The 13364-nt window shown below is 70.9% G+C and carries 13 protein-coding genes; 6 read left to right on the top strand and 7 right to left on the bottom strand.

Features of this window, described 5'->3' with window-relative positions; genetic code table 11:
• Positions 1 to 43: 43 nt before the first annotated feature.
• Positions 44 to 1477, bottom strand: a complete 1434-nt coding sequence (gene argH, locus ACFU6I_RS45085; protein ID WP_384379341.1) for an argininosuccinate lyase — start codon at positions 1475 to 1477, stop codon at positions 44 to 46.
• 286 nt (positions 1478 to 1763) lie between these two features.
• On the opposite strand from argH, the gene ACFU6I_RS45080 reads away from it, so the two are divergent.
• From ACFU6I_RS45080 to ACFU6I_RS45070, 3 genes are all read left to right on the top strand, one after another.
• Positions 1764 to 1922: a hypothetical protein gene (locus ACFU6I_RS45080; protein ID WP_384379338.1), complete on the top strand. Its 159-nt coding sequence runs from the start codon at positions 1764 to 1766 to the stop codon at positions 1920 to 1922.
• Between the two features lie 42 nt (positions 1923 to 1964).
• Positions 1965 to 2558, top strand: coding sequence for a pyridoxamine 5'-phosphate oxidase family protein (locus ACFU6I_RS45075; protein WP_384379335.1), 594 nt, complete (start codon positions 1965 to 1967; stop codon positions 2556 to 2558).
• 72 nt (positions 2559 to 2630) lie between these two features.
• Positions 2631 to 3332, top strand: coding sequence for a L,D-transpeptidase (locus ACFU6I_RS45070; RefSeq protein ID WP_384379332.1), 702 nt, complete (start codon positions 2631 to 2633; stop codon positions 3330 to 3332).
• An 82-nt stretch (positions 3333 to 3414) separates the two neighbouring features.
• Here the strand turns inward: ACFU6I_RS45070 and ACFU6I_RS45065 are convergent, their stop codons facing one another.
• From ACFU6I_RS45065 to argC, 5 genes are read right to left on the bottom strand one after another with little or no spacing between them, the layout of a single operon-like run.
• Complete coding sequence (locus ACFU6I_RS45065) at positions 3415 to 3951, bottom strand: arginine repressor (RefSeq protein ID WP_037698928.1); 537 nt, start codon at positions 3949 to 3951, stop codon at positions 3415 to 3417.
• A 10-nt stretch (positions 3952 to 3961) separates the two neighbouring features.
• A complete protein-coding gene (locus ACFU6I_RS45060; RefSeq protein ID WP_384379329.1) occupies positions 3962 to 5173 on the bottom strand; it encodes an acetylornithine transaminase in 1212 nt (403 codons plus the stop codon).
• Positions 5170 to 6102 (bottom strand): acetylglutamate kinase, encoded by a 933-nt coding sequence (gene argB / locus ACFU6I_RS45055; protein ID WP_384379326.1) that lies wholly within the window; start codon positions 6100 to 6102, stop codon positions 5170 to 5172. The genes ACFU6I_RS45060 and argB overlap by 4 nt, the downstream gene beginning before the upstream one ends.
• The gene (argJ, locus tag ACFU6I_RS45050; RefSeq protein ID WP_384379323.1) at positions 6099 to 7253 is read right to left on the bottom strand and encodes a bifunctional glutamate N-acetyltransferase/amino-acid acetyltransferase ArgJ; all 1155 of its coding nucleotides are present in this window, start codon (positions 7251 to 7253) and stop codon (positions 6099 to 6101) included. The genes argB and argJ overlap by 4 nt, the downstream gene beginning before the upstream one ends.
• Complete coding sequence (gene argC, locus ACFU6I_RS45045; RefSeq protein ID WP_384379320.1) at positions 7250 to 8278, bottom strand: N-acetyl-gamma-glutamyl-phosphate reductase; 1029 nt, start codon at positions 8276 to 8278, stop codon at positions 7250 to 7252. The genes argJ and argC overlap by 4 nt, the downstream gene beginning before the upstream one ends.
• Before the next feature lie 457 nt (positions 8279 to 8735).
• Here argC and ACFU6I_RS45040 point away from each other — a divergent pair, with 457 nt between their 5' ends.
• Both ACFU6I_RS45040 and ACFU6I_RS45035 read left to right on the top strand, forming a co-directional pair.
• Positions 8736 to 9782 (top strand): endonuclease/exonuclease/phosphatase family protein, encoded by a 1047-nt coding sequence (locus tag ACFU6I_RS45040; RefSeq protein ID WP_384379317.1) that lies wholly within the window; start codon positions 8736 to 8738, stop codon positions 9780 to 9782.
• 542 nt (positions 9783 to 10324) lie between these two features.
• Entirely contained in the window at positions 10325 to 10930 is a 606-nt protein-coding gene (locus tag ACFU6I_RS45035) for a GPP34 family phosphoprotein (protein WP_384379314.1), read from the top strand.
• 165 nt (positions 10931 to 11095) lie between these two features.
• On the opposite strand, the gene ACFU6I_RS45030 is transcribed toward ACFU6I_RS45035, so the two are convergent.
• A complete protein-coding gene (locus ACFU6I_RS45030; RefSeq protein WP_384379311.1) occupies positions 11096 to 12055 on the bottom strand; it encodes a GlxA family transcriptional regulator in 960 nt (319 codons plus the stop codon).
• A 97-nt stretch (positions 12056 to 12152) separates the two neighbouring features.
• Here ACFU6I_RS45030 and ACFU6I_RS45025 point away from each other — a divergent pair, with 97 nt between their 5' ends.
• The gene (locus ACFU6I_RS45025) at positions 12153 to 13085 is read left to right on the top strand and encodes an NADP-dependent oxidoreductase (protein WP_384379344.1); all 933 of its coding nucleotides are present in this window, start codon (positions 12153 to 12155) and stop codon (positions 13083 to 13085) included.
• Positions 13086 to 13364: the final 279 nt, after the last annotated feature.

The following is a 13364-nucleotide window of genomic DNA, read 5'->3' as shown; positions in this document are numbered from 1 at the left end:
GCGCACAACCGCTCCCCGCCTCGTCGCCTGCGTCCGGCCGCTGTCAGTTCTTCGCGGTCGCCCATGCGTGCTGGACGGCGAGGTCGGCCTTGACCTCGGTGAGCTGGACGGCGACGGCCGACGGGGCCGTGCCACCGCGGCCGTTGCGGGAGGCCAGCGCGCCCGGCACGCTGAGGACCGTGCGGACCTCGGGGGTGAGGTGCCCGGAGATCTTCGCGAACTGGGCGTCGGTGAGCTCGTCGAGCTCGATGCCCTGCTGCTCGCACTCCTTGACGCATTCGCCGGCGACCTCGTGCGCGACACGGAACGGGACGCCCTGCTTGACCAGCCATTCGGCGATGTCGGTGGCGAGCGAGAAGCCGGCCGGTGCGAGCTCCTCCATCCGTTCCCGGTTGACGGTGAGCGTGGCCATCATGCCGGTGAAGGCCGGCAGCAGGACCTCGAGCTGGTCGCAGGAGTCGAAGACGGGCTCCTTGTCCTCCTGGAGGTCGCGGTTGTACGCGAGCGGGAGGGCCTTCAGCGTGGCCATCAGGCCCGTCAGGTTGCCGATGAGCCGCCCGGACTTGCCGCGGGCCAGCTCGGCGATGTCCGGGTTCTTCTTCTGCGGCATGATCGACGAGCCGGTGGAGAAGGCGTCGTGGAGCGTGACGAAGGAGAACTCCTTCGTGTTCCAGATGATGACCTCCTCCGCGATCCGGGAGAGGTTGACGCCGATCATCGCCGTGATGAACGCAAACTCGGCGACGAAGTCGCGGGAGGCGGTGCCGTCGATGGAGTTGGCGACGGAACCGTGCTCGAAGCCGAGGTCGGCGGCGACCGCCTCCGGGTCGAGCCCCAGGGACGAACCGGCGAGTGCGCCGGAGCCGTACGGGGAGACGGCCGTACGCTCGTCCCACTGCCGCAGCCGCTCGGCGTCCCGGGACAGGGTCTGCACATGGGCCAGGACGTGGTGGGCGAAGAGGACGGGCTGGGCGTGCTGCAGATGCGTACGGCCCGGCATGGCGACATCCGCATGCGCCTCGGCGAGACCGACCAGGGCGTCCTGGAACTCGGCGATCAGGCCGCCGATGATCCGGGCGTGGTCGCGCAGATACATCCGGAAGAGCGTGGCGACCTGGTCGTTGCGGGACCGGCCGGCGCGCAGCTTGCCGCCGAGGTCCTTGCCGAGGCGCTCCAGCAGGCCGCGCTCCAGCGCGGTGTGGACGTCCTCGTCGGCGATGGTGCCGGTGAAGGTTCCGTCGGCGACATCGGCTTCGAGCTGGTCGAGCCCGGCGATCATGCGGGTCAGTTCGTCCGCGGTGAGCAGGCCCGCCTTGTGGAGGACACGCGCGTGGGCGCGGGAGCCGGCGATGTCGTACGGCGCGAGCCGCCAGTCGAAGTGGACGGAGGCGGACAGCTTGGCCAGCGCCTCGGCCGGACCGTCGGCGAAACGGCCGCCCCAGAGGCGTACGTCGCTGTTGCCGGTGCCGTTGCTCACTGCGTGCTCCTCGGAAATGCCAGGGGATGGATGTGCGACCGCCTCCCCGCCGTGGAGGAAACGGGGAGGCGGTGACGTAAACGGGTGGGCGTCAGGCCAGGTCGTCAGGCTACGCCTGCAGATCGCGCTGCGCGGCGATCTTCGACACGGTGCAATCTCTGTAGGTATAACTATGCAGAGCTCCGTATGGTTTGTCAAAGCCGCTGGTGAACGGTCCACCCGAACGTTCGATCCCGGACCGTAAATGCCGGGCCCGGACACCGTGCGGCCCTCTACCGTCCGGGCGGTGACGCAGGCTCTGCTGCCGGACGCCGACCGGATACCGCACGAGTGGCTGCTCGTCAGGACCGGGGCGGACCGACCGCGTGCGCTGCGCGTGGCGGCCGAGCGACTGTTGCGAGCCCACCTCCGCGCGACGGTCCGCCAGCGGCGTCCCACCGGCTGAAATGCCCCTGCCGGGCGCCGCATTGGCACCGATAATCGCCTCATGGGAAAGACGTACGAACGTATCGACGGACGGCTCAGAACCTTCATCGAAGAGCAGCACATCTTCTTCACGGCGACCGCGCCCCTCGACGGGAACGGCACGGTCAACCTCTCCCCCAAGGGCGTCAGCGGATCCTTCGCGGTCGTCGACGAGCGGACCGTGGCCTATCTGGACTTCGCCGGGAGCAACGCGGAGACCGTGGCGCATCTCCGCGAGAACGGCCGTATCACCCTCATGTGGTGTGCCTTCCAGGGACCGCCCAACATCGTGCGGGTGCACGGCCGGGGCGAGCCCGTCTTCCGCGACGACCCACGATTCACCGGCCTGCTCGACCACTTTCCCGGCGTCGACCCCACACCGCACGGGTTGCGCGCGATCGTCGTGGTGACGGCCGAGCTGATCCGGGACACCTGCGGATACGCCGTGCCTTTCATGTCCTACGACGAGGACCGGCCGCTCCACGCGCAGCGCTTCGCACGCGAGGACGACGCCTCGCTCAGCGAGTACTTCGAGAAGAAGGAGCACGTCGCCACCAGCATCGACGGCCTCCCGGGGCTGCCGCTCCCGCTGCCGGGCATGCCCGCCGCGGAATGATCCGCCGGGCATTGGTCCGTACGGAGCAGGCCCGGGGGGCGGACCGGCGGCGTCGCGTCTACGGTCCGGGACATGCGCATATCACTGGTGACCGGTTCGGTTCTGCTCGCCCTCACGGGTTCGGTGGCGGCGCGGCCCGCCGCCACGCCGCCGCTGCCGGAGCGGATGGCCGACACGGGCGGCGGCACGCAGCTGATCACCGCCGAGGCCCCCGGCACCGGATCCACCACGGGGACGGTGAGCTGGTGGAACCTGCGGTCCGGGCAGTGGGTACGGATGGGGTCGGCGTCGGCCCGGTTCGGGGCGAAGGGACTGGCGGAGGGGAAGCAGCGGGTCCAGGGCACGAACACCACGCCCACCGGTCTGTACGACCTGCCGTACGCCTTCGGGATCAAGGCGGCCCCGGCCGGGACCGCCTACCCGTACCGCCGGGTCGGTGACCGGTCGTGGTGGTGCCAGGACAACGAGGCCTCCCGCTACAACCGCTGGGTGGAGCCGCTGCCCGCTGACTGCCGGGCGGGCGAGGCCGAGCACCTGATCGCGTACGGGACGCAGTACGCCCGCGCACTGGTGGTCGGATTCAACTACGACCGACCGGTACGCGGGCGGGGTGCGGGCATATTTCTGCATGTGAACGGGGACGGGGCGACCGCCGGCTGTGTCTCCGTACCGGCGGCCGCGATGGACCGGATCCTCGCCTGGGCGGACCCGGACCGCCGGCCGCACATCGCAATCGGGACCCGTTCGGGCCCGACCGCGATCACCCGCTACTGATCCGGGCGCCCGGGACCCCTCTCCCGGGTCGGTCCGGACGCTCAGGGTCCGTCCCGATCCGGAAGGAAGAGCCCGCGCGGGCTCAGCGGCCGTTCTGCGCCAGCCGCAGCAGATGGTCGGCGAGTGCCTGACCGCCCGCCGGGTCACGACTGATCAGCATCAACGTGTCGTCGCCCGCGATCGTGCCGAGGATGTCCTGCAGCTCGGCCTGGTCGATGGCCGAGGCCAGGAACTGGGCCGCGCCCGGAGGCGTACGCAGCACCACGAGGTTGGCCGACGCCTCCGCCGAAATGAGCAGTTCGGCGGAGAGGCGCCGCATCCGCTCCTCCTTGGCCGACTCGCCGAGCGGCGCCTGCGGGGTGCGGAAACCGCCCTCGCTCGGTACCGCGTAGATCAGCTCGCCGCCGGTGTTACGGATCTTCACCGCGCCCAGCTCGTCCAGGTCGCGGGAGAGCGTCGCCTGGGTGACGCTCAGCCCGTCGTCGGCGAGGAGCTTGGCCAGCTGGCTCTGCGAGCGCACCGGCAGCCGGTTCAGGATGTCCACGATCCGGCGGTGGCGTGCCGTGCGGGTCTGCGGCACGGACTGCCCGCCGTACTCGGATTCCTGCGCCTCGGTCATCGTCGTCGCCTCATTCTCCGGAGCGCTTCTCTCCTGATGGTTTGTGCCCGTGTGCCGCGTCGAGAGCGCCGGGCAGTGCCTCGAGGAACGCGTCCACCTCCGCGTCACCGATGATCAGCGGCGGCATCAGCCGCACGACATCGGGGGCGGGCGCGTTCACCAGAAGTCCGGCTCCCTGAGCCGCCTGCTGCACCTGGGGTGCGAGGGGCTCGGTGAGCACGATACCCAGGAGCAGTCCGGAGCCGCGGACGTGGGAGACCAACGGGTGCCCCAACCCCTCGACACCCTCCCGGATCCGCTCGCCGAGCCGCTTCACCCGATCCAGTGCGCCATCGGCGGCGAGGGTGTCCAGCACGGCGAGACCGGCGGCGCAGGCGATCGGGTTGCCGCCGAACGTCGTGCCGTGCTGACCGGGCTTCAGCAGGTCCGCCGTGGCGCCGAAGGCGACGGTGGCGCCGATCGGCAGCCCGCCGCCCAGGCCCTTGGCGAGGGTGACGATGTCGGGCTCGATGCTCTGGTGGGCCTGGTGCTCGAACCAGTGGCCGCACCGGCCGATACCGGTCTGCACCTCATCGAGAACGAGCAGGGTGCCGGTGGCCCGGGTGATCTCCCGGGCGGCCTCCAGGTAACCCTTGGGCGGGACGACCACACCGTTCTCGCCCTGGATGGGTTCGATGACGACCAGCGCGGTCTCGGTGGTCACCGCGGCGCGGAGGGCCTCCGCGTCCCCGTACGGGACATGCGTGACGTCGCCGGGCAGCGGGAGGAACGGCTCGCGCTTCCCGGGCTGGCCGGTGAGGGCGAGGGCCCCCATGGTCCGTCCGTGGAAGCCGCCGTCGGTGGCGACCATATGGGTCCGCCCGGTCAGCCTGCCGATCTTGAAGGCGGCTTCGTTGGCCTCGGCGCCCGAGTTGGAGAAGTAGACCCGGCCGGTCCGTCCGAAGAGATGCAGAAGCCGTTCGGCGAGGGCGACGGGGGGTTCGGCGATGAAGAGGTTGGAGACATGCCCGAGGGACGCGATCTGGGCGGAGACGGCCCCGACGACGGCGGGGTGGGCGTGGCCCAGCGCGTTCACCGCGATACCGCCGACGAAGTCGAGGTACTCGGTGCCGTCGGCGTCCCACACGCGGGCGCCTTCGCCGCGGACCAGGGAGAGCTGCGGGGTGCCGTAGTTGTCCATGAGCGAGCCCTGCCACCGCTGTGAAAGCTCGGCGTTGGTCATGCTTCCCCCTCTGTCCCCGGCTGTGCGAATGTTCCTGGCTGTGCGTCGGGCACGACCATCGTGCCGATTCCTTCGTCGGTGAAGATCTCCAGCAGGATCGAGTGCTGGACCCGGCCGTCAATGACACGGGCGGTCTCGACGCCGTTGCGCACGGCGTGCAGACAGCCCTGCATCTTCGGGACCATGCCGCTGGACAGCTCCGGCAGCAGCTTCTCCAGCTCGCCGGCGGTGAGCCGGCTGATCACGTCGTCGCTGTTGGGCCAGTCCTCGTAGAGACCCTCGACGTCGGTGAGGACCATCAGCGTCTCGGCGTTCAGCGCGGCGGCGAGTGCGGCGGCCGCGGTGTCGGCGTTGACGTTGTAGACGTGGTTGTCGTCGGCGGAGCGGGCGATGGAGGAGATGACCGGGATCCGGCCGTCGTCCAGCAGCGCCTGGATGGCCCCGGTGTCGATGGCGGTGATCTCGCCGACCCGGCCGATGTCGACGAGCTCGCCCTCGATGGTGGGCCGGTGCTGGGTGGCGGTGATGGTGTGCGCGTCCTCACCGGTCATGCCGACGGCGAGCGGGCCGTGCTGGTTGAGCAGGCCGACGAGCTCGCGCTGGACCTGCCCGGCCAGCACCATCCGTACGACGTCCATCGCCTCGGGCGTGGTGACACGCAGCCCGGCCTTGAACTCGCTGACCAGGCCCTGCTTGTCGAGCTGGGCGCTGATCTGCGGGCCGCCGCCGTGCACGACGACGGGCTTGAGGCCGGCCTGCCGCAGGAAGACGACGTCCTGCGCGAAGGCCGCCTTCAGCTCCTCGTCGATCATGGCGTTGCCGCCGAATTTGATGACGACGGTCTTGCCGTTGTGCCGGGTCAGCCAGGGCAGCGCCTCGATGAGGATCTGCGCCTTCGGCAGTGCGGTGTGCTTCCTCGCGGCGCTCATGAGCTGTACGCGCTGTTCTCGTGGACGTAGTCCGCGGTGAGGTCGTTGGCCCAGATGACGGCCGACTCGGTGCCTGCGGCGAGGTCGGCGGTGATCGTCACCTCGCGGTAGCGCATGTCGACGAGGTCGCGGTCCTCGCCGACCCCGCCGTTCTTGCAGACCCAGACGCCGTTGATGGCGACATTGAGCTGGTCGGGCTCGAAGGCGGCCTTCGTCGTGCCGATCGCCGAGAGGACCCGGCCCCAGTTGGGGTCCTCCCCGTGGATGGCGCACTTGAGGAGATTGTTGCGCGCGATGGAACGGCCCACCTCGACGGCGTCGTCCTCGGTCGCCGCATTGATGACCTCGATCCGGATGTCCTTGGAGGCACCCTCGGCGTCCCCGATCAGCTGCCGGGCCAGGTCGGCGCAGACGACCCGTACGGCCTCCGCGAACTCGCCCTGCTCCGGGGTGATCCCGCTGGCACCGGAGGCCAGCAGCAGCACGGTGTCGTTCGTCGACATGCAGCCGTCGGAGTCGACCCGGTCGAAGGTGGTGCGGGTCGCGGCGCGCAGCGCGGAGTCGAGACCGGCGGCGTCGACGTCGGCGTCGGTGGTGAGGACGACCAGCATCGTGGCGAGCCCCGGTGCGAGCATGCCCGCACCCTTGGCCATGCCGCCGACGGTCCAGCCCTCGCCGCCCGCGACTGCGGTCTTGTGGACCGTGTCCGTGGTCTTGATCGCGATGGCGGCCTTCTCGCCCCCGTGCTCGCTGAGCGCAGCGGCGGCGGTCTCGATGCCGGGCAGCAGCTTGTCCATCGGGAGCAGCGTGCCGATCAGCCCGGTCGAGGCGACGGCGATCTCACCGGCACTGTGACCGATGAGGACCTCGGCGGCCTTCTCGGCGGTGGCGTGCGTGTCCTGGAAGCCCTGCGGGCCCGTACAGGCGTTGGCGCCACCGGAGTTGAGGACGACGGCGGTGACCTCGCCGCCCTTGAGGACCTGCTCCGACCAGAGGACGGGGGCGGCCTTGACGCGGTTGGAGGTGAAGACTCCCGCGGCGGCGCGACGCGGGCCGTTGTTGACCACGAGGGCCAGGTCCGGGTTACCGCTCTCCTTGATTCCCGCGGCGATACCCGCCGCCGAGAACCCCTGTGCTGCCGTGACGCTCACGGTGCCACTCCGATCGTGGAAAGACCTGTGTCCTCGGGAAGTCCGAGGGCGATGTTCATGCTCTGCAGGGCGCCGCCCGCGGTGCCCTTGGCAAGGTTGTCGATGGCGCTGATGACGACGATCCGGCCGGCTGCCTCGTCGTACGCGACCTGGATCTGCACGGCGTTGGAGCCGTACACGGACGCGGTGGCGGGCCACTGCCCCTCGGGAAGGAGGTCGACGAACGGCTCGTCCGCGAAGGCCTTGTCATAGGCGGTACGCACGGACTCGGCGGTCACACCCGGCTTCGCCTTCGCGCTGCACGTGGCGAGGATGCCGCGGGGCATGGGCGCGAGGGTCGGCGTGAAGGAAACCGTGACCGGCTCGCCGGCGGCGGCGCTGAGGTTCTGGATCATCTCGGGCGTGTGCCGGTGGACACCGCCGACGCCGTACGGCGACATGTTGCCCATCACCTCGGAGCCGAGCAGGTGCGGCTTGGCCGCCTTGCCCGCCCCGGAGGTACCGGACGCGGCGACGACGACGGCCTCGGGCTCGGCGAGCTGGGCCGCGTACGCCGGGAACAGCGCGAGGGAGACGGCCGTCGGGTAGCAGCCGGGCACCGCGATCCGCTTGGAACCCGCCAGCGCGGCACGGGCACCGGGAAGCTCGGGCAGACCGTAGGGCCAGGTCCCGGCGTGCGGCGACGCGTAGAACTTCTCCCAGTCGGCGGCGTCCTTCAGCCGGAAGTCGGCGCCCATGTCGACGACGAGCACCTCGTCACCGAGCTGCTCGGCGACGGCGGCGGACTGCCCGTGCGGCAGGGCGAGAAAGACGACGTCGTGCCCGGCGAGGACCTCGGGCGTGGTCGGCTGGAGCACCCGGTCGGCGAGCGGTCGCAGATGCGGTTGCAGCGCGCCGAGCTTCTGGCCGGCGTTGGTATTGCCGGTGAGAGCACCGATCTCCACCTCGGGGTGAACGAGCAGCAGACGGAGCAGCTCCCCGCCGGCATACCCGCTCGCCCCTGCCACTGCTGCACGTACCGCCATCGGAATCCTCCTCATCGATGGCATGACTATACGCATCGCCGAACTTTTATGCAAAGCCTCGGCGCGCGGCGATGTGCGGCCGCCCCGGTCGTAGCCCACCTCGGACGGACAGGCGGGCGCGGCGCCGGGCGACGCTCCGCTCGGCACCTTCGCTCAGGTTGTGCCACATATCCCAATAGTCCGACACCTGCACCGCCCGCGGCGCTCCTGCGGGCGGTGCAGGTGGTGGAGAACGGTGCGCATTCACGGCATACGGCCTCGGTCCCCGGCCTGTCGGCCGGCCGTGCGGCCGGGCTCGAAGTCTCCCGGTCGGGCAACCGGTACACCGGCCGACGTGGCTCGCCATCCACCCCGGTCCCGTGGTTACGGCCCTTGCGCGTCGCCCACTCATCGACACCGAGAAACTGATTCACCCGCCGGCTCGTCTTGGGGGGCGAGGTCACGTGGAGGGGAAGCCATGACGGAGCAGGCGCGGGCGAACAGCGGTGCCACGGTGAAGGCAGCAGCGCCCCGGTGGGCGCGGCGCCGGGCGGGGCGCCGCGCTCCGGGCGAGGAAGCGAGGGTCCGGTCGGCCTGGACGCGGGGGCGGGCGATCGCCGCACTCGCGGTGCTGACGGCCGGGCTACTGGCGTTCCACCGGGCCGTCCCCAACTCCGTGGGCCGCCTGGGCAGTCTGCTGGAAGCGTTCCTGCCTTGGCTCGGCCTGGCGGTCGTGGTGCTGCTCGGCGGGGCGCTGCTGCGCCGTTCGGCCACCGCGGTGGTGGCCCTGCTGATACCCGTGGCGGCCTGGATGCACCTCTTCGGCGGGCTGCTCCTGCCCGGGGCGAAGCCCGGCGGGCACGACCTGGTCGTGGTGCAGCACAACGTCAGCGACGAGAACACCGACCCGGCGGGCACGGCCCGCGCCCTGGCCGACGCCGAGCCCGATGTCATCGCCCTGGAGGAGCTGGTGCCCCCGGCGCTGCCGGTCTACGAGAAGACCCTCGCCCCGGACTACCCGCACCACGTGGTCCAGGGCACTGTCGGACTCTGGTCGAGGTATCCACTGACCGACACCCGGCTGCTGGACATCAAACCCCAGGGGATCACGGAGGCCTGGAGTCGCGGGCTGCGGACGGTGGTCCACACGCCGCACGGGGAGATCGCGGCGTACGTCGCGCACCTGCCCTCGATCCGATTCCGGGCGAGCGGCCTCGCATCCTCCTGGCGCGACGAGAGCGCCGGCCTGCTGGGCAAGGCCGTCGCTGCCGAGAAGCTGAGAACGGTGATCCTGCTGGGGGACCTGAACGGCACGGTCGACGACCGCGGGCTGGCCCCGCTCACTTCACGGATGAACGGAGCGGAACGCGGCTTCGCCTTCAGCTTCCCCGCCGCCTTCCCGCTGGCCCGGATCGACCAGGTCATGGCCCGCTCGGCGACCGTCGCCCACATCCGCACCCTGCCCGCCACCGGCAGCGACCACCTGCCGGTTGCCGCCCGGATCACCCTGAGGGCTGCCCCGTAATCCCCGGCGGGCGCACGACGACAGCCAGGGGTTGCGGGACAACCCTTGGGCTGAGGAAGGGTCCCGGTGGCAGCGAACCGCGCAGGCGACAGCCGGCGCGCTTCGGCACCGGTGGTGCGACCGGGCGCGGCAGTCGGCCGGAGCGCGCCCTACTGCGCTGAGGGCCGCCCACGTCACTCGGACGTACCGACTGAGGCGCTGAAGGGCCGACGCGGCCGGAGTTCCAGCCGGCGGTCGAGGGGGCACGGTGGGGCGGACGCAGGATGCAGCTGCCGCCCTCGCTCCGTAAGCTCGATACCGGGAATGCTCGGCGACGGGCAGGAAGGTCCTTTCCCCATACACCGACCACACCATCAGTGACCTGATCCCGATGGACAGCACCGGCCGGACTTCCCGCCCGCCCGCTGCGCGCAGCAGATCCGCGCAGCGATCGCGGCGGCCACCGACAACGGCAGCCGACCTTGCCGCCCGGCGTCACATCGGGTGCCGGACCAGCCGCTCGGCGACGCCTCGCCACCGATGCCTCTGACGTGGAGCCCTTCATGACCACACCGCGGGACCTCTCGATCGCAGTCATGGACATGGGGTCAGGTCGCCCTGTGGAGCAGGGCGACCTGTCACTCGCGCTCGCGGGGGCCGAGATGATCGACCTCCTCGGTGCCGAGGCCATCAGACTGGACGGCGATCGGATCGTGCCGGGCCTCCGGCCTCCCATAGCCGATCACCTGCTGGACGAGGCTGCGGCGTCGCTGATCCGGGAGGCGCCGTACGAGTCGGTCGACGACTGGCTGTGGCGCAGAGGCCGCGGCCTGTCCGCGGCCTATCTGGCCGCGCTCGAGGCGGAGGGGCAGCTCACTCGGCAGCCCCGTCGCGGGATGCCCTTCCGGAGCGGTCGGACGGTGCTGGTCGATTCGCCCGCCCGCCGCGCCGCGGCGAATCGCTGGACATCGGACGAACCTGTCCTCGCCGCCCTTGCGGCAGCCATCGGGATCCGGGACGAGTGGACCGGGGACTTCCCGACCACGGCCGACGACCCGGTGGTGACAGTGCTGGCCGCCGTCAATGACGCGTTGATGGAGCTGGAGGCCGTGCGGCAACGGCGAGCCATCGAGGATGCGGCCTTCGACAACATCTGGCGAGGCGAATGACGGCGGCACCGCACACGGGGCGGTGGCCGCCGCCACCTGGCGGCCACGGCACATGGCACACCTGAGCGCCCCTGGCGACCGACACTCCCGAGCCGGCGGGAAGGTCGCCGGCCCGCGCGCAGTCCGGTGGTCCCGTCGCCCACCCGGCCGATCTGCGGCGGCATGTCAGTCCCCTGCGCGCCTTGCGCCCCGGAAGGTGCGCCGGTAGGCGAGGGGCGAGACGCCGATCGCTGCGTGCAGGTGCTGGCGCAGCGAGGTACCCGTGGCGAAGCCGACCTGTCCGGCGATCTCGTCCACCGACAGGTCACTCGATTCGAGCAGCTGGCGCGCCCGCCCGACTCGCTGCTGGATGAGCCACTTTCCCGGGCTCATGCCCACCTCTTCGTCGAAACGGCGGGCGAAGGTGCGCAGGCTCATCCGGGCGCGGTCGGCCAGTTCCGCCAGGCTCAAGGGCTCGTGAAGGTGTTCCAGGGCCCACTGACGGGTGGCGGCCGTTCCGTTGGCGGACGGCTCGGGGACCGGCTGCTCGATGTACTGCGCCTGTCCCCCGTCCCTCCAGGGCGGGACGACACACATACGTGCCACCCGGTTGGCGACCTGGCTGCCGTGGTCCTTGCGCACGAGATGCAGGCAGACATCGACCCCGGAAGCGGCGCCCGCGGAGGTCAGCACGTCCCCGTCGTCGATGAACAGGACGTCCGGGTCCAGTTCCACCTGGGGGAACCAGTCACGGAAGACCTTCGCGAGCGCCCAGTGCGTGGTGGCCGGCCGGTGATCGAGCATCCCGGTGGCCGCGAGCACGAAGGCTCCTGTGCAGATCGACACGATGCGCGTGCCGGGTGCCATGGACCCGAGGGCCGCAACAACGGCCGCGGGCGCCTCCCTCGTGATGCGGGAGGTGTCGAAGGGCGGGATGACGACGGTGTCGGCCGTGCCCAGAATCTCCGGGCCGTGCTCGACACCGACCGAGAAGTCGGAGTTGGTACGCACCGAACGGCCGTCGACGGTGCAGGTGAGGACCTCGTACCGGCCCTCCGCGGCCCCGAAGACCCGGCTCGGTATGCCCAGTTCGAACGGGTACACCCCGTCCAGGGCCAGCACGACGACACGGTGCACGTTTCCCATTGGCAGAATCCCGTCGAAAGATGGCAATCATGCCATGGTAGGAAACGGCGAAACCGGTCACGCTTGCCCCATGACGAACGACACGAACCAGGCCACCATGCGCGCGATCAGCCAGGACGTTCACGGAACCCCCGACGTGCTCAGGGAAGTACGGATTCCCAGGCCCGTCCCCGGCCCGAGTCAGATCCTGGTCGCCGTCCGTGCCGCCGGCGTCAACCCCACCGACTGGAAGCACCGGGCGAACGGCCTGTTCCTGGACCGGCTTCCGCTCGTGCTCGGCTGGGACGTCTCGGGGGTCGTCGAGGCCGTCGGTTACGGGGTCACCCTCTTCAAGCCGGGCGACGAGGTCTTCGGCATGCTGCCCTACCCGTACGGCGTCGGCTCCCACGCCGAGTACGTGACCGGTCCCGCCCGCGCATTCGCCCACAAGCCGGCCGGCATCGATCACGTCCAGGCCGGAGCACTCCCCCTCGCCGCCCTCACCGCCTACCAGGCACTCGTCGACACCGCCGAAGTCCGGCCCGGCCGGCGGGTCCTCATCCACGCCGCCGCCGGCGGCGTGGGCCACCTCGCCGTCCAGATCGCCAAGTCACGTGGCGCGTACGTGATCGGCACCGCGAGCGCGCCCAAGCACGACTTCGTACGCGGGCTCGGCGCGGACGAAGTCATCGACTACCGCACCGTCGACTTCGCCGATGCCGTCCAGGACGTCGACATGGTCCTCGACCCCCTCTCCGGCGAGACCCGCGCCCGCTCCCTCGACGTCCTGCGCCGCGGCGGCATCCTCGTCTCCCTCCTGGGCGGTGGCTCACCCCAGGAGGCGGCGAAGGCCGCCGAGTCGGGCATCCGCGTCGAAACCCTCCTGGTCGAGTCCGACCACGCGGGCATGAGCGCCATCGCCGAACTCGTCGAGGCCGGCTCTCTCCGCGCCCACGTCGAGGCCACCTTTCCCCTCGCGGACGCGGCCAAGGCCCACGCGCTGGGTGAGACCGGCCGCACCACCGGCAAGATCGTCCTGATCGTGGAGTGACGACCCGGGAGGGTGCGGACGGACCGCGTCGGCCCGTACCGCACATTCGGATCATCGGTCAGGCGCGCAAACCCTGTGGGTCACATCACTGCTTGCCACCCGTTTTCCGCAGTCGTCCCCGGGCCGCCGGGTGAGCGTGAAGCCATCGGTCCGAACGCCGGAAGGCGCACGCCGGCCGGCGTCGTCGCACAGCCGGCCGTGGAGCGTCGGGCCTGCCACGGACGCGGACCTCACAGAAACGACGCTGTCGGTGGTCCTCACCCCGGTCGGGTGAGGACC

The sequence above is a fragment of the Streptomyces sp. NPDC057486 genome (genome assembly GCF_042802415.1).
GTDB lineage: Bacteria > Actinomycetota > Actinomycetes > Streptomycetales > Streptomycetaceae > Streptomyces > Streptomyces yanii.
Note: the sequence above shows the minus strand (reverse complement) of the source record. Positions and strands in the feature narration are given on the sequence as shown.

What these genes read in the sequence shown, in the direction of transcription:
- ACFU6I_RS45075 (WP_384379335.1), top strand. Translation starts at nt 1,965, where the DNA reads ATGGGAAAGACGTACGAACGTATCGACGGACGGCTCAGAACCTTCATC.
- ACFU6I_RS45035 (WP_384379314.1), top strand. Translation starts at nt 10,325, where the DNA reads ATGACCACACCGCGGGACCTCTCGATCGCAGTCATGGACATGGGGTCA.
- ACFU6I_RS45060 (WP_384379329.1), bottom strand. Translation starts at nt 5,173, where the DNA reads ATGACCAACGCCGAGCTTTCACAGCGGTGGCAGGGCTCGCTCATGGAC.
- ACFU6I_RS45070 (WP_384379332.1), top strand. Translation starts at nt 2,631, where the DNA reads ATGCGCATATCACTGGTGACCGGTTCGGTTCTGCTCGCCCTCACGGGT.
- argC (WP_384379320.1), bottom strand. Translation starts at nt 8,278, where the DNA reads ATGGCGGTACGTGCAGCAGTGGCAGGGGCGAGCGGGTATGCCGGCGGG.
- argB (WP_384379326.1), bottom strand. Translation starts at nt 6,102, where the DNA reads ATGAGCGCCGCGAGGAAGCACACCGCACTGCCGAAGGCGCAGATCCTC.
- ACFU6I_RS45030 (WP_384379311.1), bottom strand. Translation starts at nt 12,055, where the DNA reads ATGGGAAACGTGCACCGTGTCGTCGTGCTGGCCCTGGACGGGGTGTAC.
- ACFU6I_RS45025 (WP_384379344.1), top strand. Translation starts at nt 12,153, where the DNA reads ATGCGCGCGATCAGCCAGGACGTTCACGGAACCCCCGACGTGCTCAGG.
- ACFU6I_RS45040 (WP_384379317.1), top strand. Translation starts at nt 8,736, where the DNA reads ATGACGGAGCAGGCGCGGGCGAACAGCGGTGCCACGGTGAAGGCAGCA.
- ACFU6I_RS45065 (WP_037698928.1), bottom strand. Translation starts at nt 3,951, where the DNA reads ATGACCGAGGCGCAGGAATCCGAGTACGGCGGGCAGTCCGTGCCGCAG.